Here is an 18,628-nt window from a genome sequence, read left to right as displayed (position 1 = left end):
AACATAATAAGATGATAGTAAAATGTAATTTTTTCATGGCGTTTTAAGTTTATTAATTAGGACAATTAAATGAATTTTGATTTATGACTATGTAGATAGGTGTGGGTGGTCCAGGTAAGTCCAGATAACAAGCAATGCTAAGCTGTTCTTCTTCTGTAGCATTTCTGAGTTTTAAAAAAAATCGCTCATTTTCTTTATATTCAATAGGAAGACCTATGACCCCAATGACATTCTCAATTCGTATCAAGTCTTGTTGATCGTTGATCTTTTTCTCCCAAACCCGTGCACCCAACGCCCCTTTTTTATCGGGTTTAAAACCCAAAACGCCACACTTTTCTCCAACTATTACCCTTGAAATACACTCCTCCGTGTCATGAATAGGGATATCACGATCGCAGGCTGAAAATAACAGAAAGAGTGTCAGAACTCCTGAGATGCGTGTTAATGAAAATTTCTCAATAGACATGTATGGAGTTTGCGAAAATGATTTTAACCCTTAAATCATAAAAAGAAGACTCAGAAAAAGTTCACTTACATTTTTCATATACTATTGCATTTTTGGTTGGATATGAATTTTACACATACACTTTTTGCTGGTGATGATCTTTCTTCTGCCCATTGTAGACATGGCGCTATAATCTGGCAATTCTCGTTATTATTTGTTGCATCTACATCGACCTGGAAATATACTTTACTGCTTGGTGTTATACTATTTGTATCTGTGCTGGCATCAGACCTTCCTGCATTTTTTATCAATAGAGCGTTATTATATCTTTTGCCATTAAATGTCCATTTTTGACCTATGTTGCCATTTCTAACATTCACTACCAGGAAGCTAGGACAAAAAGCATGAATAGCCTCACCTTCATAACATTTGTCGCCACTAATTGGCTCTACTAAATCAGTAGAATCGCATTTAATAAAAACTGCGGATATAGATATAATAAGTATCCCTTTCAAGTAGTGGTCTAATATGTTTAACTTTTTCATTTTATTCAGATTTTAATAATTGATGAAATTCAGGTTGTTTAACAGTGAAGTAAAATTAATTTCAACTATTTGAGAAAAATGGTAATAACCTACTTTCAGAATAAACAGTATTCCGACCAATAAAAGAAGAGTCTATGGCTATGTTTTATTCATATGAGTAGATTTAATTATTAGCAACCAAATTTAATAATATTCCAATCAAATATAAGTATAGTACAATTTAAAAGTTAGTGTAACCCTCCCCTTTTTAGGACATAGTATAATTAAACAAAGATATTGATTTATTGTTCTTCCAGCAGGGGGAGCTAGCTCCCCCTGCTGGAAATGAAGTGCTCAAATTTTTAAACTTTTCCAGGGTGAATCCTCCTAGCGATTCATGCGGTCTTTGGGTATTATAATCCTTCATAAATTCTTCTGCCAGGATTCTGACCTGATGGATATTTTCAAACACATAAGCGTCCAGTATAGATTCTCTAAAAGTTCGGTTAAAACGTTATCCATTCTGAAAGGGCTTTCCGGGCTGGATATAAAGGAGTCTGATGTCATTCTCTCTACACCAGTCAGCCAACACATTTGCAATAAATTCAGGGCCGTTATCAACTCTGATTTGGGTAGGCTTACCTCTATATGCGATTAGATCCTCCAGACTTTGAACTACCCTGTTCGACTGTATACTGAAATGAGCCTCTACAGCCAGAGCTTCCCGGTTATAATCATCGATGATATTCAAAATTCTGATCTTCCGGCCATTGCCAAGAACATCATGCATGAAGTCCATGCTCCAGGTATGATTGATGCCTTCCGGCTGAATCAACGGTACTTTAACACGTGCAGGAAGCCTCTTGCGAGTCTTTTGACGAAGGTTTAGACCCCATAGAAGGTAAACCCTGCGGACACGCTTGTAATTCCATTTAAGGCCCTGATTCCGTATCCTTTGATACATCTTATCCTGACCTTCCTTCGGATGATTTTCGGCTAGACCTAGTAGCTTTCCTCTTACTTCTGTATCGTCTTTTACAGAAGAATAGTAATAAACGGAACGACTTAAATCCATGATCTTACAGGCCTTTTGAATGCTCATGCCATACTCGTTTACGATATAGTTCACCACCACTCGCTTTTCAAAAGGCCCTAAAACTTTTTTGATAGTACGTCCTTGAGAACGGCATGATCCAGGGCTAGATCAGCATACATCTTCTTTAATCTGGCATTCTCCTGTTGAAGAGATTTTAGTTCTGCCAGATCCGTCCCACTCATCCCTGAATACTTCTTCTTCCAGTTATGGAAAGTGGCTTTGTGAATATTTAATTCCCGGCAGATGTCTTCTACCTTAGGACCGTTCTCGTACTCTCCGAGTACTTTCACAATCTGATGTTCTGAGTGCTTACTCTTTTTCATTGTTACAAGTTAAAGTTAAACCTTTAGTGTTGCGTTTTAACTTGTCCTATTTTTGGGGAGGGTTACAATTTTTGGAGGGAGGTCAGTATGGTGAAAGTAATCACAATTTACCTTTCACCTCTAGTTCCATTGCATAGGTTTCACCTTTTCCTGCAATCCAGCCTTCCACTAACTCATAACGGAAAACAAAAGGGTGCTCGAAGCCGGCAAATATGGGCCGGGAGTTTCTAACCCTGCTCATTTGAGGGTTAAGCAGTTCTACCGTCAGAGCGACTCCGCTTTCCGGAAACGGTATGCCTTGCTCCTCTAAACTAATTTCGGTCCATTGCTTTGTATTGGGAGCTTGAAAAATGATTTCCTTGTGCAAGAGGTTCCTGGCTGGAGCACCTTTTGAATCTAAACTGTACACATTAAGCCGCAAAGGGAAGGAAGTTTTTTCGGGGAAGTAGACCATCAAACGGACTTTGGCCAGAAGCATGCTTTTGTATCGAGTTTCGTAGGGCAAGGTTATGCCTGCCTCGTAATTGTAATTGGCTCGAAAGCGTATGTCTTTGATCAATTTTTGCTTTTTTGAATAACCCAAGTTCAAGACTTTCGTGCCTTGGATTAGCGGAGTTAGTGCTTTCTCAGGAAGTTTTTCCAAAACCACCACTTGGTTTAATTTATCATGAGTGATGTTAAGGGATGAAAATCCCACCTTTTCAAACAGGAGGTGTTGGGGCTTCTCGTAATTGTAAAGCGTAAATTTGCCGGCATTGTCGGTCAAAATTCCATAACGATCATTCACCTGTATGGACACGTAGGGAAGGGGTTTGCCTTCTTGGTCTTTCACGGTGTACGCAATCTGCTGTGCTGAAGCAATTGAAAATGAAAATAGTACTAGGCTAATCAGTTTCTTCATTGTAACAGAACTTCTAGCGAAATCATTGGGAGGCTTGAATTTTCTAGATACCATCCATTAGAATTACTATGTCTTGAAATTACTTGAAAATCTCTACTAAAAAATCCCTGACGGATAGGTGTGAAATTTTTACTTAAGATGTAATTTTTTGTAGAGGGATTGATAAATTCAATGGTAGCTGCCAGACCAGTTTCAGGTAATTCGATATTTTGCTCTTCTATATTGAATGTATACCATTTGAGTTTTTTTGACCTTGGTTTGAAAACTATTTCCCTTTGTAATAGTTCATTTTCTGGAATTCCGTTTTTTTGAAGCGAATATAAATGAATTCTGTATGGAAGTTTTGGTTTTCCAATAAATCCAACTTTTACTTTTATACTCTTAATTATTCCTCTATTTTTTTCTTTATTTCCTATTATTATTCCTGTTTCACTGCTTTGTAAGGTCAAAAAATTATAAGTAGTAATTTGATCCAACTCATTTGTGTATCCAATCCACTTACTCGATTTATTAATAATTTTAAGCTCCGCTAAATGTATTAATTTTCTCTTCAAGACTATCTTGTTTGTTTTGAGAAAGTCTGTTGCTGATATTTTAATTTGTTGAAAGCCAGTAGAATTAAAGGTTAATGAGTCTGACTCTAAAAGGTCGGATATTTTGAAAATACCATTTTCGTCGCTATTAATATATTTCGAATTTATGAAAATAGTAACAAACGGAATACCGTAGTTGTCCTCATCAACAACTTTTCCAATAAAATTATTAGTGCGCTGACAAAATGCCATCGCACTAAGATGTGTGAATAAAAATATATAAATTTTGATCATTTTATTGCGACCAATATTATAATAAATTCCAAAATTAAAATTAGGAAGTTATTACGTAGCAGTCAACTTCTTTTTCAATATTATAACTATCGACTTCAATCCAAAATACATATTTTACAACTCGATAATATGCCACACACTTACCATTAGATCCGTATGAATTATTTTCAATATTTGATGCACCTTGGGCAGTAAAGAGGTAGGTTTCTTCAGAACCCCAAAACTTATTTGCATACGTTGTAAATGTACATAACATTAATAGTGCTGTTGTAAGCTCCCCCATCTTAGTACCTTCTAAAAAGAGGCAAGATATATTATGTTGATGTATCTCTTATTAATCGGACAATCCGGATCAAGCCGAAAACGTGGGGGGAGATTTGTCTAAGCATAGATATTTTTGAGTCTGTAGAAAAAGAATGTGATGTCTCTTACGCCCCTGGATGAGGCTCGGAAGGCCTTAATCTTTGCACGGTTCGCCGCTGCGATTAAAAGACTCGGCCGATGCATTTGTACTTCTGTTATTGAAGTAGTTTAATATGTGTAAATAGTGGTTTTGTACAGATTTGCAGACTGTGTTAAATGCTTCTATGCCACTTTTTTCTACTTGCTGATACCATATGCCTAGTTTCTTAAAAGCATCTTCTTTTGCACGGCTGTAGGTAAAAATATTAGCCAATTGAACAGATAATTTATAGGCTTGATCTAGTTTTGGGTACCGTTCAAACAGGAAAGTCGCTCGTTCAAGTTGGGATAATGTCCATTTACTCTGGTGTTTAAATAGTAAAAATCTGCTACGTGCTAATACTTGCTTTAATGTATCTCCATTTGAAAAAATCTCCGGCTCGTATGTTTCCTTGTTCAGTTTCGCTTTTGCAATGGCTTCATTCTCCTGATCTATAGGCTCCGATCGGTAATTTATGCGTAATTCTTGAACTGCATCGAAAGCTAGTTTTTGCACGTGGAAGCGGTCTATTACCCTAGATGCATGGGGGAAACTGAGTTTGACGGCCTTTATCATGTTAGCCGCCATGTCTAAAGTTACCTCCTTTACCTTTTTGCGAAGATGCCACGGAATCTTTTGCATTACCGTAATAATATCTTCTGCTCGGGTACCTTTAATCATGGCTACTAAAGCCCCTTTTCGCGCCGCTGCAGCCTTATTGGTAACGATGGTATAGAGTTCACCATGGGATAGCGCGGTTTCATCAATACTTAAGCGCTCGCCAATATGGTCTACAAACAACATCCACTCTTGAGCGTGTTCCTTCTGATCCCAATCGTGGTAATCGCTAAAATGATCTTTGTATTGCTGGCCCAATTGTTTTCCATCAACAGGAAAGAAATGGCCTAATTGATGACTACTTACCGGATTGTGGTCCAAATATTTTTTTTAAGAACAACCCAAATTCTTGTGTCATTCGTAACTAGGCGTCCCCGATCCCTTTGCAACCAAAGCCCAATCTCTGCTAATCATCTCACCACTCGATATTACGCGCCATCTTTGTCTAAGTGTATGATAATAGACTTTTTTGCCGCGAATGGGGAAATCTTGAACCCGTATTTCAGGAAGAAAACCTTTAGATTCTAATTGCTCTGCCAAATATCCAGTAGGAGCTAGATTGAGCTCTTTCAAATGAAAATTGAGCGTCCCCTCTACTTCCTCAACTTTGGTCAAGTCAAAATATTCAACCATTTCTTTGGGTAACTATAACTTCAATAAATCCTCCTGCGCACTCAATTTCTTCTAGTTTTTTCTTGCAAAGAAACTATAAAATTCATCTCCCCCCAAGAATTTCACTTGATCCGTGGTCAATGCAATGCTCTGCTGTCATACCGGTTTTCGTGATGCCTTTGTGTCGCCCCTTGTCACGTAATGGCGCGTTGTATTCCAGCCGGTCTGCAATGCCACCGCTCTTTTCCAATTCCCGTATCTGCCGTTTCCAGTCTTGGCACAATTCTTCCATGCCCAAGCCCTTTTCCTTGCTGGTGCGGGTACGCGCACCCAAAGTATCTAAGGCCTTGGCATCGGTAATGCCTTTTTCCTCGGCAATCTGTCCGATTTCATTTGTCCGCTTGGTAAAATGGTCAATCACCTCATGCGGAACCCCGACCACCTCAAACGACGACTTCGTGTGTCGGACGGACCAGCCTGTCGGCCATCCGCTTGTGAAGGCGTCTTCTTCAAGGCAGATGACTTGCATAATTTATAGGGGTTTATTACCAATAATTAGGAAATTAATCATAATGAACAAAGCATTTTTGCAATGGGTATTTTTTCGGTATGAATCATTAAAATAGATATGAGTTATAAAAACACTTCCTATAACTCATATTTTGTTGTATTATTGAGCTATAGAAAACGGAGCTATACCTCATGAAGTGGATTTGGGAACAAGAGAGCTGGCCGGAATTCAGGTTTGACGCGGCCAGATTCACCAATTTTGAAAGAGAATTTCATCGAAATGCAGGCCTGATTATCGGGTCGCTAAGAGGTGTATCTCTTGGTGAAAGGGATGAGTTACGGGTGACATTGCTGAGCAATGAGGCCGTCGATACCTCAAAAATTGAGGGTGAAATTTTAGACAGAGATTCCGTTCAGTCATCGGTGCGAAAGCATTTGGGGTTGCAAACGGACGGCAGAAGAGCAAAGCCGCAGGAAACAGGTGTTTCCCAAATGATGGTTGACTTGTACAAGAGCTATAATGAGCCTCTTACGGAAGAACGTCTTTTTTCATGGCATAAAATGATTATGAATGGGCGGACGGATTTGGAGGTGACAGGAGGCTATCGTATCCTTACAGACCCGATGCAGATTGTTTCCGGCAGGCTGGACACGCCGAAAGTCTTCTATGAGGCACCGCCATCTTCCCGCGTACCCGATGAGATGAAACGGTATATAGCATGGTTCAATAAAGCGATAGACGATGGTATGCCGACGATTATTCATGCGGGTATGGCTCACCTGTATTTTGAGTTAATACACCCTTTTGAAGATGGTAATGGACGTATTGGACGGAGTATCGCAGAAAAAGCATTGGCCATAGGGGCAAGGCAATCGCTAATTACGTCTTTGTCCGGTACAATAGAGCGGGACAAGAAAGCTTATTATCAGGCCTTGGAAAGAGCAAATACAGTATCGGATATAACGGAGTGGCTTCTCTATTTTTCTGAAAAGATTCTTGAAGCTCAGCAATATGTTCAAAAAACGATAGATTTTATTATCGATAAGGCGCGCTTCTTTGAGAAATACAGCGAACGGTTAAATGAGCGTCAGGCAAAAGTGGCGTTGCGGATATTCAGGGAAGGAGTAGACGGATTCAAAGGCGGCCTGAGTGCGGATAACTACATCCGCATCACAAAAACATCGAGGGCAACGGCCAGCAGAGATTTGTCAGAAATGGTGGATTTGGGGGCGTTGAAAAAGGTCGGCAAGCTAAGGCACACCCGATACTACCTGATTGTTTCAGATGATGATAATTTGGAATGATAGATCTTTGAAAAATGCACGACATATGCACGACACAGCATTTCTCCCATAAAAAAAGAGCTACAAATCGCTTTGTAACTCTTTGATTTTCAGTACCGGGGACGGGAATCGAACCCGTACGAGGGATAAGCCTCACAGGATTTTAAGTCCTGCGTGTCTACCAGTTCCACCACCCCGGCCCTTGAGACAAAAAAAGCTCCCATATGCATAGGAACTTCTGTCTGTCGAGCGGAAGACGGGTCTCGAACCCGCGACCTTAACCTTGGCAAGGTTACGCTCTACCAACTGAGCTACTTCCGCTTATTCTCTTTAGGAAAACTCCCTCGTCGAATGTGGGTGCAAAGATATAAGCAGATTTTTTAATGTCAAAATTTTGAGCAAAAATTTTGTAAAAATCTTCACTCGAATCCCTAATATTGTATTCAATTATGGAAAGAGAAGTGGATTTTTCGAAAGGGCTGATCCCGGCCGTGATACAGGATCACCTTACAGCTAAGGTACTTATGGTAGGCTATATGAATGAAGAAGCCCTCCAGCATACTTTAAGCTCAGGTAAGGTAACTTTTTTCAGCCGTTCTAAGAATCGACTGTGGACAAAGGGAGAGAGCTCCCAAAACTATTTGAACTACATTAGCCACGCCGTGGATTGTGATGGAGATACTATCCTCATCCAAGCTGAACCCGTAGGTCCTGTATGCCATACCGGAGACGATACCTGCTGGGGAGAGCACAATACAGGAAAGGTAGCATTTATTCGTTACCTTCGTGAAATCATACATGATCGCAAGCAGCATCCAAGTGATTCTTCCTATACGGCCTCCCTCTTTGCCAAAGGCATCAATAAGGTTGCCCAAAAGGTAGGAGAGGAAGCGGTAGAGCTAGTCATTGAAGCGAAAGATGACAACAAGGACCTTTTCCTTGGTGAAGCTGCAGACCTCCTTTTCCATTACCTGGTATTGCTAGAAGCAAAGGAGATCAACTTAGACGAAGTAATAGACGTACTCATTAAAAGACATAAAAAATGATCAATTACGCCATACGCCTCGTACTCACAGGAGCCCTTATTTACCTTATGCCTAAATTACTTTCGGGAATGAGTGTAGATACACTTACTACCGGTGTGATCGTGGCACTGGTGATGAGCATCCTGAACACTTTTGTAAAGCCTATCCTGCACATCATTTCTTTTCCCATCACTATCCTAACCTTGGGATTATTCTCATTGGTACTCTCTGTAGCCGTAGTGTATATCTGTAGCTACCTGGTGGATGGATTTGAGATTCATGGCTTCTTTACGGCTTTAATTTTTAGTTTTTTATTGTCTATAGCCAACGGTATCGTTGGGAGTTTCCAGGATTAATGAAAAAAGGACTGACTGTCATACTGTCTATCTTGTTTCAGGCTTGTTCCTACAGTGATCCATTGAACTTGCCCGGACTGGATAGTGAAGGTTTTAAAAACGACAGAGGAGGTTGCGATGGCAACAGACAAAAGCAAATAGAGCTGATTAAGGCTAACAAAGATCAGTTCCTGGGAATTTCTGAGAATCAGATATTCAAAGCTATTGGGAGGTATGACTACCAGGTGTTGGATAAAAAGAACGAAAAGATCTTTGTTTACTTCCTTGAACCGGGGCCTCAGTGTGAACACATGCAAAACCCTACCGAAGCAGAAAGCTTGGTGCTCTACATGAATGCCGTAAAATTAGTAAAACAGGTGGTCATTAGAAAAGGGGGACATTTAGTAGAACCATAATTTTTTAGATATGCGGAAAGCGGAAATGGTGACCGACAAAGGCACCTTACTTATTGAGTTTTATGATGACGATGCACCCATTGCAGTGCAGAACTTTATTGATTTGTCCAAAAAGGGTTTTTATGACGGTTTGAAGTTCCACCGTGTCATTCCTGGATTCGTAGTGCAGGGCGGTTGCCCGGACGGTACCGGAGCAGGTGGACCAGGGTATACCATTCCTTGTGAACTAGATGGAACCCGCCAATACCACGATAGAGGGGTGCTTTCTATGGCTCACAGAGGAAGAAACACTGGAGGTTCTCAATTCTTTATCTGCCATAACCGTCAAAATACGGCACATTTAGACAGAAATCATACTTGCTTCGGAAAGGTGATTGAAGGATTAGACCTCATTGATGACATTCGTCAAGGAGATGTGATCCAAAAGGTGACCATCATCGAAGAAAACGCCTAATCTTACTTTGGTCTTTTAATACCAAACAAATAGGGACCAATGTTTTCACTGGTCCCTATATTTTTTGATTATAGCCCTTCTACCTTACAGTCGGATCCCGAAACTGAATGCTTGCATTCCGTTTGGTACTACCTGAGTGCTGCGGAACATCTCACTCAGGTCATATCGGATGAATAAGGCGGCTCCCGGACTTCTTCCTAACTCGGCAGTGATACCGTATTTTAGGTCATTTAGACCTAATGAACCCTTGTTCTTTTCCTTACCTCCTCCGTCTTTGTATTCCACTTTTGTATAGCCACCAATTCTGTAACCTATGTACCCGCCAATACCTACTCTCAGATGGTCTCGTTTGAAACCTATATTTAGCATTACAGGTAGATTCACATGAGGTACTACGAATTTGCTTTTAGAGGTCGCTTTATCACTTTGTTCAAAAGCTACCTGACCGCCTTCGTACTTCAAAACATGGTTATTCAGAAGCATGAAATTATGCCAAGCGAATTCCGGTCCGTAGCTTAGTACCCAATGCGTCTTCTTGTTATTACTCAAAGTGGCATTAGCACGGAAAGACAAAGCTATGTAGCGAGAAGGCCATACTTGCAGTTCGCTTAAGTTGTTCGGCGCAATGTCCTGCTGTCCGGTATAACTGTTCAGTCCCAGGTAGATCGCAAAATCAGTAGGAGAGAAGAACCTACTATAATGGTAATTGTTCTTAGTGATTACTCTAGGCTGATCCGGCTCCGAGTAGGTAAAATCAAAGGTATCTGAACCGTCTGAAGATTCATAGGTGAAATCCTCTTCATTTTTTCTGACGGCTATTACCTGGATTTTCTGTCCCTGTTTATTGGATGTCCAAATGCTCTCGCTCGCATTAGGAGAGTATTTCACTAATCTGTAGACCTTATCCTGCTCATCGTCTTCCAGGTTAAATGCTCTGAGCACCAGTAATAGTACTTTTTGCGGAGGTTCCTCAAAGGAGATGTTTGAAGGACTTTTTACGTAAATATCCCGTTTTAGATCTTTATCGTAAAAATGATAAACTGTAGAATCAGCGGTAGCCCAGCTTCTAAAGCCGGCCAATAGTAGGCAAAGGATCAATAGCTTTCTCATATTCGTTAGCGAAATAATTCTTTAAATCTCTGAACCCCTTCTTTGATCTGGCGGGATTCATTAGCCAGTAGTCCGTTCTTCGCCATCAAGGTGGCAGCGGGTTTAATTCCTGCTCTATCGAGGTCCGGTTTTTCACCCTGTTTTACGTACTGAATCTCTTTCACCACTTTCGCAAGCAATGGTTTAGGTTCAGGAACATCCATCTGGGTAAGTTGAACTTCTTCCCTTTCTATTTCAAGAGGAACAAGGGCATCCACAATAGTGAAGTCTCTCAGGTTTGTGCTATGGTACCTATAGCTGATTTCCGGATTCAACTCTTTCAATGCTACCTCCTCTCTAAGAACAGTTTGATTTATTTTTGGTGCAATAATTTCCTCTTCATAAGTGAAGGTCTCCGTTTGGTGAACCGCCGCTAAAGTGGGAGTTTTCACCACCGGCGGAAGGTTGATTTCTTCCTCCACTGGCGCTACCGGAGTGATTATCTCACTTTTTTCAGGGGTTTTAGGTAATACTGCTGTGGTATTATGCTGTAAAACCTCCTGATGATTTTGCATGTAATACAGGAATCCTAAGGCCATAACTACGGATGCAGCCGTGGCGAAGTATTTCCAGTACCCTGCTTTTTTGGGAGCACTTTCCTCCAGCTTACTCAGAAAAAGCTGATGGGCTCTCTCAGAGGGAGTGATCTCCAGTTCCTTTAATTTTTTTATCCATTTTTCTTCCATGATACTCTAAGTTTAGAGGTATACGGTATTGTTATTTAGCCTTTCTTGCAAAACACTTCTGGCTCTGCTCAGTTGGGATTTTGAGGTCCCTTCAGATATGCCTAAGATCTCTGCGATCTCAGCATGGGAATACCCTTCAATGGCATAAAGGTTAAAAACCGACTTATACCCTGAGGGTAGCTCGTGGATAAGGCGGAGTAAATCCTGGGCTTCCAAACCTGCATCTGCCCAAGTGGCCAGATCCTTGACTTCTTCAATGTCAGTCTCCTGAGGTTTATTGGCTCGGATATATCCCAAAGCCTGGTTCACTACCAGTCTTCTACACCATCCTTCAAAGCTGCCCTGAAAATCAAATTGAGAACATTTCTCAAAGATTCTCATCATGCTCTCCACCATTACATCTTCTGCGGCCATTCTATCTTTAATATACCTGGCGCAAATCCCGAGAAACTTGGCAGAATACTTTTCATAGAAAGCACGCTGGGCTTTGCCCTCTCCCCGGATGATGCCCCGAGCGAGTTCGTACTCTGTTTTGAAAAGCGGTAATATTCTTGCCATAGAATCGGATTACATAACTAAGATGTGAAATGATAGACGAAAGGTTGCATCTCCCTTTATTTTTTGTAAAACTACACTATTTTATACAATAGAACTGGGGCAAAACCGACTATATTTGTACTTCACAGTTGGTAATTACATGAGCATTTTAGACGAGATCATAGCGAATAAGCGAAAGGAAGTAGAGCTCTCCAAAGCAAGCGTTAATCTGGAGGATTTAAGTAAATCAGCCTACTATACAAGGGCTACCATTTCCTTGAAAGATAGGCTCCTTCAGGACACTTCACCGGGCATTATTGCAGAGTTCAAAAGAAGATCTCCCTCTAAAGGGGATATCCATGCGGGTGCTGATGTACAAACCATTGTGAAAGGATATGAAGCGGGAGGAGCCTCAGGCATCAGCGTGCTTACAGATCATGATTTTTTTGGAGGGTCCAAAGAAGATTTGTTAAGTGCCAGAACGGCTGCTCCAAATACTCCGCTTCTGAGGAAGGACTTTATGATCGATCCGTACCAAATTCACGAAGCTAAAGCATGGGGAGCAGATATTATCCTTCTGATTGCCGCTAATCTGGAGCCGAATGAAGTGTTGTCCTTAAGTTCCTTGGCCCATGAATTGGGACTGGAAGTGTTATTGGAAGTACATGACAAAGAAGAACTGGAGAGAAGTCCCCTGGATCATGTGGATATAGTAGGTGTAAACAATAGGAACCTCAAGAATTTCGCAGAAAACAATGTGAATGCTTCATTGGAGTTGATTCAATATTTGCCAAAAGACAAAGCAAGAATTTCCGAAAGCTGCATCAGTGCTACGGAGACGGTGAAGGAATTGTGGAATGTAGGTTTTCAGGGTTTCCTTATGGGAGAGAACTTTATGAAAACCTCAGAGCCTGCACAAACGTTGGCTGATTTTTACTCGGTATTAGTATGAAGATCAAGGTCTGTGGAATGCGGGATAGAGAGAATATCCTGGCTTTAGAAAGCTTAAAGCCGGATATGATGGGATTGATTTTCTATCCTAAGTCTCCTCGATTTGTACAGAATTCCATTCCTGATATTTCGGTACCAAAGGTGGGGGTATTTGTTCATGCCTCCTTTGAGGAAATCAAAGCAAAAGTGGAGGAGTACGCCTTGGCTTATGTTCAGTTGCATAGCGAAGAAACCCCAGAACTGGCAGAGCGGGTTAAATCCCTAGGAGTAGGGGTTATTAAGGCATTTGGAGTAGATGGTGATTTAGATTTTTCTAAATTAGAGGAGTTCGAAGGTAGCGTAGATTATTTTTTATTTGATACCAAAGGGGATCAGTATGGAGGCCATGGAAAAGCTTTTGACTGGTCCATATTAAATAAATACCAAGGCAAAACCCCATATTTGATAGCAGGGGGCATAGATTTGGAAAACATTGATCAGCTCTTATCCCTGAAGTTAAGCGGGTGGAAAGGTATAGATGTAAACAGTAGATTTGAGCTTTCTCCGGCCATAAAAGACATTCAGGCTTTGGAGAAACTATTTAATAAAGTTAGAAATTTAGCGCAAGCATGAGCAAATACAGTGTAAATGAGAAGGGGTATTATGGAAATTTCGGAGGAGCTTTTATCCCTGAGATGCTATACCCTAATGTAGAAGAGCTGAGACAAAATTACCTTCGTATCATGGAAACTCCTGACTTTCAAGAGGAGTTCCAAAGACTATTAATAGACTATGTGGGTAGACCTACCCCTCTTTTCTTAGCGGAGCGTTTGTCAGAAAAATACAATACTCAGATCTTCCTAAAAAGAGAAGATTTGAACCATACCGGTGCGCATAAGGTGAATAATACCTTAGGTCAAATACTACTTGCCGAACGACTAGGTAAGAAGAAGATCGTGGCCGAGACCGGAGCCGGTCAACACGGCGTGGCTACCGCTACCATGTGCGCGCTGAAAGGCTTGGAATGCATAGTGTATATGGGGGAGATTGATATCGAGCGACAAGCACCGAACGTAGCGCGTATGAAGATGTTAGGGGCGGAGGTTAGAGCTGCGAAGAGCGGTTCCCGTACCCTGAAAGACGCCACAAATGAGGCCATGCGCCATTGGATCAATAATCCTACAGATACACATTACATCATAGGATCTGTGGTAGGGCCTCATCCTTATCCTGACATGGTGGCAAGGTTCCAGTCGGTTATATCAGCCGAGATCCGCAAGCAATTGCTAGAGAAAACCGGTTCAGAGCTCCCTGATTATGTATTGGCATGTGTGGGCGGAGGATCAAATGCTGCAGGAGTATTCTACCATTTCTTAGATCAGGAAGAAGTGAAGATAGTGGCGGCCGAAGCTGCCGGATGGGGGGTAGAATCCGGAAAATCTGCAGCCACCACTTTCTTAGGCAAGCCGGGCATACTTCATGGAAGCAAAAGCTTATTGATGCAGACGGTAGACGGGCAAGTGGTGGAGCCTCATAGCATCTCTGCCGGATTAGATTATCCCGGAATAGGACCTTTACATGCGCATTTATGGGAAACGAAGCGTGCAGAGTTCATGGCCATTACAGATAAAGATGCCATGGAGGCCGGGTTTGAATTAGCAAAACTTGAGGGCATTATTCCTGCTATAGAATCCAGTCATGCCTTGGCAGCATTAAAATATTTACCAACTACACCGGATCAAAAGGTAGTAGTGGGGCTTTCCGGAAGGGGAGATAAAGATTTGGCCACTTATATGAAATGGATGTGAAAAACTATCTGAAGCAAGCTCCTTCCTGGGTAGTTACGCTGTTTGCTGCAATAGCGGCATTTTGTACCTACCTCTGTTTTTATCCTTTCCGTAGAGCGTATACGGCTGCTACCTATGAGAATTTATATTTCTTTGGTGTGCATTTTAAGATCCTGATCATTACCGCTCAGGTGATAGGATTTGCTGTCAGTAAGGGGATTGGAGTGAAGATAGTTTCTGAGATGAAGCCTGCTCAGCGACCAAAAGGATTGTTGATCTTTACAGGTTTGTCATTGGTCAGTATGTTCCTTTTTTCGGTCACACCTGCTCCATATAACCTCTTTTTTGTGTTCTTGGCCAGTTTACCCTTGGGCTTGTTTTATGGGGTTATCTTGGGTTTTCTGGAAGGAAGAAAAAGTACAGATTTCTTAGTGGCTGCGCTTACCGCCTCCTTTATAGTGGGTTCAGGTTTTGCTAAGACGGTAGGCAACTGGGTCTTACAACATCTCAGTTCTGATGAGTTCCAAATGCCTTTCTTGGCGGACTTGATCATGTACGGGCCCTTATTGTTCTTTGTATGGTTACTAGCGCAGGTCCCTGCACCTTCTGAAGCAGATAAGATAGACCGGGCTGAACGCCTGCCTATGAGTAAGGCGGAGAGGAAGGCGTTTATGAAGGAGTTTGGTCTGGGAATGGTGCTCTTTGTGATTTCGTACAGTATCCTGACAGCATACCGGGAATTTAGGGACAATTTCATGCCGGAGATGTTTCAAGAATTAGGTTTCTCCGGGAAACCATCTTTGTTCACGCAAACAGAGATCCCTATAGCCATAGCCATCTTGCTCATCATGGCTGCTATGCAATGGATCAAGAATCATAGGATGGCATTTAACCTTATACAAGGTCTTCTGCTCTTGGGTGCCGTGATAGTGGCCGGAAGTACTTTTCTGTATCAGGAAGGGATTGTAAACCCAATAGTCTGGTTGATCGCTGTAGGATTTGGAGCTTATTTAGCCTATTCCATGTGCAATAGCATCTATTTTGAAAGAATGTTAGCTTCTTTCAAATATGTGGGAACAGTGGGATTCATGATAACCCTTGCTGACTATTATGCTTATTTCGGAAGTTTGGGCGTGTTATTCTATAAGAACTTCTTCCAGCACAGTATTTCAAACCTCAAGTTCTTTATTGGGATTTCTTATGCCGTAAGCGCAGTCTATTTCCTTTTGGTCTTGTTCTCTGTAATCTACTTTACAAATAAGGCAAAGAAGGCTTGATCACTTTTGGAACAAACTCTCCACGAAGGCCATCTTGTTAAACACTTGAAGGTCTTCCATCTTTTCGCCTACTCCTATGTACTTCACAGGAATCTTGAATTCATCAGAGATTCCTATCACTACTCCGCCTTTAGCCGTTCCATCTAATTTGGTGATGGCAAGGGAGTTTACGTCTGTGACGCGTGTGAATTCACGGGCTTGTATAACGGCATTTTGGCCTGTACTACCATCCAGAACGAGCATGACTTCATGAGGGGCTTCAGGAAGCACCTTCTGCATGACACGTTTGATTTTACCTAATTCATTCATTAGGTTCACCTTTGTGTGCAAACGTCCTGCGGTGTCAATGATGATTACGTCTGCGCCCACTTCAACCCCTTTCTTCACAGCATCATAAGCTACAGAAGAAGGATCCGTGTTCATGCCGTGGTCAATCACCTCCACGCCTACACGCTGTCCCCATAATTTCAACTGGTCAACGGCCGCTGCACGGAAGGTATCTGCCGCTCCCAGAACTACTTTCTTTCCATTTTTGGAGAAGTTATGCGCTAGTTTTCCGATGGTAGTAGTTTTACCTACACCGTTCACTCCCACCACCATGAGTACATAAGGTTTAGGGAGGTTCTGAGTCTCAAAGCTGTTTGTTACATCCTGGGAGTTGTTTTCTTGTAGGAGGGCGGCTACTTCTTCTCGAAGTATTCTATCCAGCTCAGAAGTAGAGGTATATTTATCTCGAGCTACACGAGCTTCTATTCTACGAATAATCTTTACGGTAGTATCTACACCTACATCAGAGCTGATCAGGATCTCTTCTAATTCATCCAATACCTCTTCGTCTACTTCTGACTTTCCAACGATGGCTTTGGTGAGTTTATCGAAGATACCTGTTTTAGACTTTTCTAAGCCTTTGTCTAAAGATTCCTTTTTCTCTTTACTAAAAAAATCAAACAATCCCATGATGCAGATTTGAATTTACTACAAAAGTATTAAAATATTTGTGCATTCAGGCCCTATAAAAGAAAAAGCAGCACGAAATGACTCCCGTGCTGCCTGTAATGTAGGATGGACTATTTTTTCTTGGTTTCTTTTGCTGGTTTGGCGTTCTTGTCGGTTACCGCTTTACCGTCTTCTAGTCGCTTAGACACTTCTATGAACGGTCCGGTGATGACGGTTTCTCCTGCCTTTAATCCGGATACGATTTCAATGTTACCGGTGGATATGTCCGTGATTCCGGTCACTACTTCTCTTTTCTTCGCAACTCCGTTTTCTAAGACGAACACGATTTCCTTAGGTTTTTCCGTTTTAGTCGGTTGCTTCTCTTCACCAGAATCCTCATTGTTCTCCTTAGTTTCTACTTTGTCAGTACGAGTAGTTACGGCAGAGATAGGTATCATAAGGATACCATTTTTCTTGTCGGTTATGATATCCACTGTAGCTGTCATACCCGGCTTAAATGGATATTTTCTTCCCCTAGCATGGTCAATCAAGTCCATATAGGATTCAGGGAGGATTTTGATCCTTACTTCAAATTCAGTAACGGCTTCTGTGCTATTGCTAGCTGCAGATAGGGATCCTCCTGAGCCAATGGCCGTATTAGCCACTCGAGTAACAACACCTTTGAATTTCTTGTTTTGAGCAGTGTATGCGTCCACGTCAACGATCACGGTATCTCCCAGATCTACACGGATGATGTCATTTTCGTTTACGTTAACGCGCACCTCCATGTTGTTCAAGTTAGCAATTCTCAATAGTTCTGTACCGGCCATTTGAGAGGTACCTACCACTCTTTCACCTAGTTCTACAGCGAGTTTAGATACAATGCCGCTAACAGGTGCATAGATATTCGTTTTTCTCAAGTTTTCAGAGGCGTCTTTTAGGGCAGCTTCTGAACTATTGATGCCGAATCTTGCTGCTTCATAACTGGCCTTGGCAGAAGCCAGATCCTGACGAGCAGTTAAAAGGTTTGCTTCAGCCATTTGGAAGTCAGCTAAAGAAACTACTTTTTCTTCGTATAACTTTTGCTGGCGTTTGAATTCCGCTTCCAATCGAACAAGTTGCGACTCTGCTCTAGAGATAGCGGCTTTAGCCTGCTCAGCGGAGGCCTTGCTCTGATTTACTCCCGCTCTAGAGCGTTCTACTACGGAAACATAGTTTTCCGGCTGGATCTTAAGAAGCAATTGACCTTTCTGAACGGAGTCACCCTCTTTAATATACAGCGCAATAATTTCTCCGGGAACGTCAGGAGAGATCTTCACTTCCACTTCAGGTTGAATCTTTCCTGATGCGGATACGGACTGGGTAAGATTACCTGCAACTACTTTCGTTACTTCTACTTCAGTAGGTTTTTCTTGTCCTATCCAACCTGCCTTTTTCCCAATGATCAATAGGAGTAGGATGGCTAGGGCTAATCCACCTATGACCCAGTATAATTTTTTGGACTTCTTTTTCAT

22 protein-coding genes, 2 tRNA genes and 1 pseudogene are annotated in these 18,628 nt (G+C 41.7%); 9 read left to right on the top strand and 16 right to left on the bottom strand.

The window, feature by feature from the left end:
* Positions 1–52: 52 nt before the first annotated feature.
* The 9 genes and pseudogenes from LBYS_RS11990 to LBYS_RS11945 all read right to left on the bottom strand — a co-directional run bounded on the left by LBYS_RS11990 (position 53) and on the right by LBYS_RS11945 (position 6,317).
* The gene (locus LBYS_RS11990; RefSeq protein WP_013409118.1) at positions 53–466 is read right to left on the bottom strand and encodes a hypothetical protein; all 414 of its coding nucleotides are present in this window, start codon (positions 464–466) and stop codon (positions 53–55) included.
* A 74-nt stretch (positions 467–540) separates the two neighbouring features.
* Positions 541–990 carry a hypothetical protein gene (locus LBYS_RS11985; protein WP_013409117.1) on the bottom strand — a complete coding sequence of 150 codons (450 nt, stop codon included), beginning with the start codon at positions 988–990 and terminating at the stop codon, positions 541–543.
* A 247-nt stretch (positions 991–1,237) separates the two neighbouring features.
* Positions 1,238–2,388 (bottom strand): annotated as a pseudogene (locus LBYS_RS19970) (IS3 family transposase).
* Between the two features lie 100 nt (positions 2,389–2,488).
* On the bottom strand, positions 2,489–3,289 hold the full coding sequence (locus tag LBYS_RS11970) for a carboxypeptidase-like regulatory domain-containing protein (protein WP_041823661.1): 801 nt from the start codon (positions 3,287–3,289) through the stop codon (positions 2,489–2,491).
* Positions 3,286–4,116 (bottom strand): peptidase associated/transthyretin-like domain-containing protein, encoded by an 831-nt coding sequence (locus LBYS_RS11965; protein ID WP_013409114.1) that lies wholly within the window; start codon positions 4,114–4,116, stop codon positions 3,286–3,288. The genes LBYS_RS11970 and LBYS_RS11965 overlap by 4 nt, the downstream gene beginning before the upstream one ends.
* Before the next feature lie 40 nt (positions 4,117–4,156).
* Positions 4,157–4,399, bottom strand: a complete 243-nt coding sequence (locus LBYS_RS11960; protein ID WP_013409113.1) for a hypothetical protein — start codon at positions 4,397–4,399, stop codon at positions 4,157–4,159.
* Between the two features lie 174 nt (positions 4,400–4,573).
* Positions 4,574–5,497, bottom strand: a complete 924-nt coding sequence (locus LBYS_RS11955; protein ID WP_310586241.1) for an ISAon1 family transposase — start codon at positions 5,495–5,497, stop codon at positions 4,574–4,576.
* A gap of 33 nt (positions 5,498–5,530) precedes the next feature.
* Positions 5,531–5,791 (bottom strand): ISAon1 family transposase N-terminal region protein, encoded by a 261-nt coding sequence (locus LBYS_RS11950; RefSeq protein ID WP_229310416.1) that lies wholly within the window; start codon positions 5,789–5,791, stop codon positions 5,531–5,533.
* Positions 5,792–5,891: 100 nt separating this feature from the next.
* A complete protein-coding gene (locus LBYS_RS11945) occupies positions 5,892–6,317 on the bottom strand; it encodes a relaxase domain-containing protein (RefSeq protein ID WP_041823659.1) in 426 nt (141 codons plus the stop codon).
* Positions 6,318–6,490: 173 nt separating this feature from the next.
* On the opposite strand from LBYS_RS11945, the gene LBYS_RS11940 reads away from it, so the two are divergent.
* Positions 6,491–7,603, top strand: coding sequence for a Fic family protein (locus LBYS_RS11940; RefSeq protein ID WP_013409111.1), 1,113 nt, complete (start codon positions 6,491–6,493; stop codon positions 7,601–7,603).
* Positions 7,604–7,696: 93 nt separating this feature from the next.
* On the opposite strand, the gene LBYS_RS11935 is transcribed toward LBYS_RS11940, so the two are convergent.
* Together LBYS_RS11935 and LBYS_RS11930 are read right to left on the bottom strand one after the other, a co-directional pair.
* Positions 7,697–7,782: transfer RNA gene (locus LBYS_RS11935), tRNA-Leu, on the bottom strand.
* A 48-nt stretch (positions 7,783–7,830) separates the two neighbouring features.
* Positions 7,831–7,903 (bottom strand) — tRNA-Gly (locus tag LBYS_RS11930).
* 128 nt (positions 7,904–8,031) lie between these two features.
* Between LBYS_RS11930 and hisIE the strand changes: the two genes are divergently transcribed.
* From hisIE to LBYS_RS11910, 4 genes are read left to right on the top strand one after another with little or no spacing between them, the layout of a single operon-like run.
* Positions 8,032–8,628 (top strand): bifunctional phosphoribosyl-AMP cyclohydrolase/phosphoribosyl-ATP diphosphatase HisIE, encoded by a 597-nt coding sequence (gene hisIE / locus LBYS_RS11925; protein WP_013409110.1) that lies wholly within the window; start codon positions 8,032–8,034, stop codon positions 8,626–8,628.
* On the top strand, positions 8,625–8,963 hold the full coding sequence (locus tag LBYS_RS11920) for a phage holin family protein (protein ID WP_013409109.1): 339 nt from the start codon (positions 8,625–8,627) through the stop codon (positions 8,961–8,963). The genes hisIE and LBYS_RS11920 overlap by 4 nt, the downstream gene beginning before the upstream one ends.
* Positions 8,963–9,358 carry a hypothetical protein gene (locus LBYS_RS11915; RefSeq protein WP_013409108.1) on the top strand — a complete coding sequence of 132 codons (396 nt, stop codon included), beginning with the start codon at positions 8,963–8,965 and terminating at the stop codon, positions 9,356–9,358. Before LBYS_RS11920 ends, LBYS_RS11915 begins: the two co-directional genes overlap by 1 nt.
* A 10-nt stretch (positions 9,359–9,368) precedes the next feature.
* Complete coding sequence (locus LBYS_RS11910; RefSeq protein WP_013409107.1) at positions 9,369–9,812, top strand: peptidylprolyl isomerase; 444 nt, start codon at positions 9,369–9,371, stop codon at positions 9,810–9,812.
* An 84-nt stretch (positions 9,813–9,896) separates the two neighbouring features.
* On the opposite strand, the gene LBYS_RS11905 is transcribed toward LBYS_RS11910, so the two are convergent.
* Genes LBYS_RS11905 through LBYS_RS11895 form a run of 3 tightly spaced genes read right to left on the bottom strand, consistent with a single transcriptional unit; the run spans position 9,897 to position 12,205 of the window.
* Positions 9,897–10,922, bottom strand: a complete 1,026-nt coding sequence (locus tag LBYS_RS11905; RefSeq protein ID WP_013409106.1) for an outer membrane beta-barrel protein — start codon at positions 10,920–10,922, stop codon at positions 9,897–9,899.
* A 5-nt stretch (positions 10,923–10,927) separates the two neighbouring features.
* On the bottom strand, positions 10,928–11,647 hold the full coding sequence (locus LBYS_RS11900; protein WP_013409105.1) for a hypothetical protein: 720 nt from the start codon (positions 11,645–11,647) through the stop codon (positions 10,928–10,930).
* Between the two features lie 12 nt (positions 11,648–11,659).
* Positions 11,660–12,205, bottom strand: a complete 546-nt coding sequence (locus tag LBYS_RS11895) for an RNA polymerase sigma factor (protein WP_013409104.1) — start codon at positions 12,203–12,205, stop codon at positions 11,660–11,662.
* Between the two features lie 115 nt (positions 12,206–12,320).
* On the opposite strand from LBYS_RS11895, the gene trpC reads away from it, so the two are divergent.
* Genes trpC through LBYS_RS11875 form a run of 4 tightly spaced genes read left to right on the top strand, consistent with a single transcriptional unit; the run spans position 12,321 to position 16,178 of the window.
* Complete coding sequence (gene trpC / locus LBYS_RS11890; RefSeq protein WP_229310415.1) at positions 12,321–13,136, top strand: indole-3-glycerol phosphate synthase TrpC; 816 nt, start codon at positions 12,321–12,323, stop codon at positions 13,134–13,136.
* The gene (locus LBYS_RS11885) at positions 13,133–13,747 is read left to right on the top strand and encodes a phosphoribosylanthranilate isomerase (protein WP_013409102.1); all 615 of its coding nucleotides are present in this window, start codon (positions 13,133–13,135) and stop codon (positions 13,745–13,747) included. Before trpC ends, LBYS_RS11885 begins: the two co-directional genes overlap by 4 nt.
* Complete coding sequence (gene trpB, locus LBYS_RS11880) at positions 13,744–14,922, top strand: tryptophan synthase subunit beta (protein ID WP_013409101.1); 1,179 nt, start codon at positions 13,744–13,746, stop codon at positions 14,920–14,922. Before LBYS_RS11885 ends, trpB begins: the two co-directional genes overlap by 4 nt.
* Positions 14,913–16,178: a DUF5690 family protein gene (locus LBYS_RS11875; RefSeq protein WP_013409100.1), complete on the top strand. Its 1,266-nt coding sequence runs from the start codon at positions 14,913–14,915 to the stop codon at positions 16,176–16,178. The genes trpB and LBYS_RS11875 overlap by 10 nt, the downstream gene beginning before the upstream one ends.
* Here LBYS_RS11875 and ftsY read toward each other — a convergent pair whose 3' ends face one another.
* Both ftsY and LBYS_RS11865 read right to left on the bottom strand, forming a co-directional pair.
* Positions 16,179–17,135: a signal recognition particle-docking protein FtsY gene (gene ftsY, locus LBYS_RS11870; protein ID WP_013409099.1), complete on the bottom strand. Its 957-nt coding sequence runs from the start codon at positions 17,133–17,135 to the stop codon at positions 16,179–16,181. It lies immediately after the preceding gene.
* Positions 17,136–17,245: 110 nt separating this feature from the next.
* Positions 17,246–18,628: an efflux RND transporter periplasmic adaptor subunit gene (locus tag LBYS_RS11865; protein WP_013409098.1), complete on the bottom strand. Its 1,383-nt coding sequence runs from the start codon at positions 18,626–18,628 to the stop codon at positions 17,246–17,248.

This window comes from Leadbetterella byssophila DSM 17132 (assembly GCF_000166395.1).
In the GTDB taxonomy this organism is placed as follows: domain Bacteria; phylum Bacteroidota; class Bacteroidia; order Cytophagales; family Spirosomataceae; genus Leadbetterella; species Leadbetterella byssophila.
Note: the sequence above shows the minus strand (reverse complement) of the source record. Positions and strands in the feature narration are given on the sequence as shown.

Coding starts and splice junctions, on each gene's coding strand:
- LBYS_RS11990 (WP_013409118.1), bottom strand. CDS start 466: ATGTCTATTGAGAAATTTTCATTAACACGCATCTCAGGAGTTCTGACA.
- LBYS_RS11985 (WP_013409117.1), bottom strand. CDS start 990: ATGAAAAAGTTAAACATATTAGACCACTACTTGAAAGGGATACTTATT.
- LBYS_RS11970 (WP_041823661.1), bottom strand. CDS start 3,289: ATGAAGAAACTGATTAGCCTAGTACTATTTTCATTTTCAATTGCTTCA.
- LBYS_RS11965 (WP_013409114.1), bottom strand. CDS start 4,116: ATGATCAAAATTTATATATTTTTATTCACACATCTTAGTGCGATGGCA.
- LBYS_RS11960 (WP_013409113.1), bottom strand. CDS start 4,399: ATGGGGGAGCTTACAACAGCACTATTAATGTTATGTACATTTACAACG.
- LBYS_RS11945 (WP_041823659.1), bottom strand. CDS start 6,317: ATGCAAGTCATCTGCCTTGAAGAAGACGCCTTCACAAGCGGATGGCCG.
- LBYS_RS11940 (WP_013409111.1), top strand. CDS start 6,491: ATGAAGTGGATTTGGGAACAAGAGAGCTGGCCGGAATTCAGGTTTGAC.
- hisIE (WP_013409110.1), top strand. CDS start 8,032: ATGGAAAGAGAAGTGGATTTTTCGAAAGGGCTGATCCCGGCCGTGATA.
- LBYS_RS11920 (WP_013409109.1), top strand. CDS start 8,625: ATGATCAATTACGCCATACGCCTCGTACTCACAGGAGCCCTTATTTAC.
- LBYS_RS11915 (WP_013409108.1), top strand. CDS start 8,963: ATGAAAAAAGGACTGACTGTCATACTGTCTATCTTGTTTCAGGCTTGT.
- LBYS_RS11910 (WP_013409107.1), top strand. CDS start 9,369: ATGCGGAAAGCGGAAATGGTGACCGACAAAGGCACCTTACTTATTGAG.
- LBYS_RS11905 (WP_013409106.1), bottom strand. CDS start 10,922: ATGAGAAAGCTATTGATCCTTTGCCTACTATTGGCCGGCTTTAGAAGC.
- LBYS_RS11900 (WP_013409105.1), bottom strand. CDS start 11,647: ATGGAAGAAAAATGGATAAAAAAATTAAAGGAACTGGAGATCACTCCC.
- LBYS_RS11895 (WP_013409104.1), bottom strand. CDS start 12,205: ATGGCAAGAATATTACCGCTTTTCAAAACAGAGTACGAACTCGCTCGG.
- LBYS_RS11885 (WP_013409102.1), top strand. CDS start 13,133: ATGAAGATCAAGGTCTGTGGAATGCGGGATAGAGAGAATATCCTGGCT.
- trpB (WP_013409101.1), top strand. CDS start 13,744: ATGAGCAAATACAGTGTAAATGAGAAGGGGTATTATGGAAATTTCGGA.
- LBYS_RS11875 (WP_013409100.1), top strand. CDS start 14,913: ATGGATGTGAAAAACTATCTGAAGCAAGCTCCTTCCTGGGTAGTTACG.
- ftsY (WP_013409099.1), bottom strand. CDS start 17,135: ATGGGATTGTTTGATTTTTTTAGTAAAGAGAAAAAGGAATCTTTAGAC.
- LBYS_RS11865 (WP_013409098.1), bottom strand. CDS start 18,628: ATGAAAAAGAAGTCCAAAAAATTATACTGGGTCATAGGTGGATTAGCC.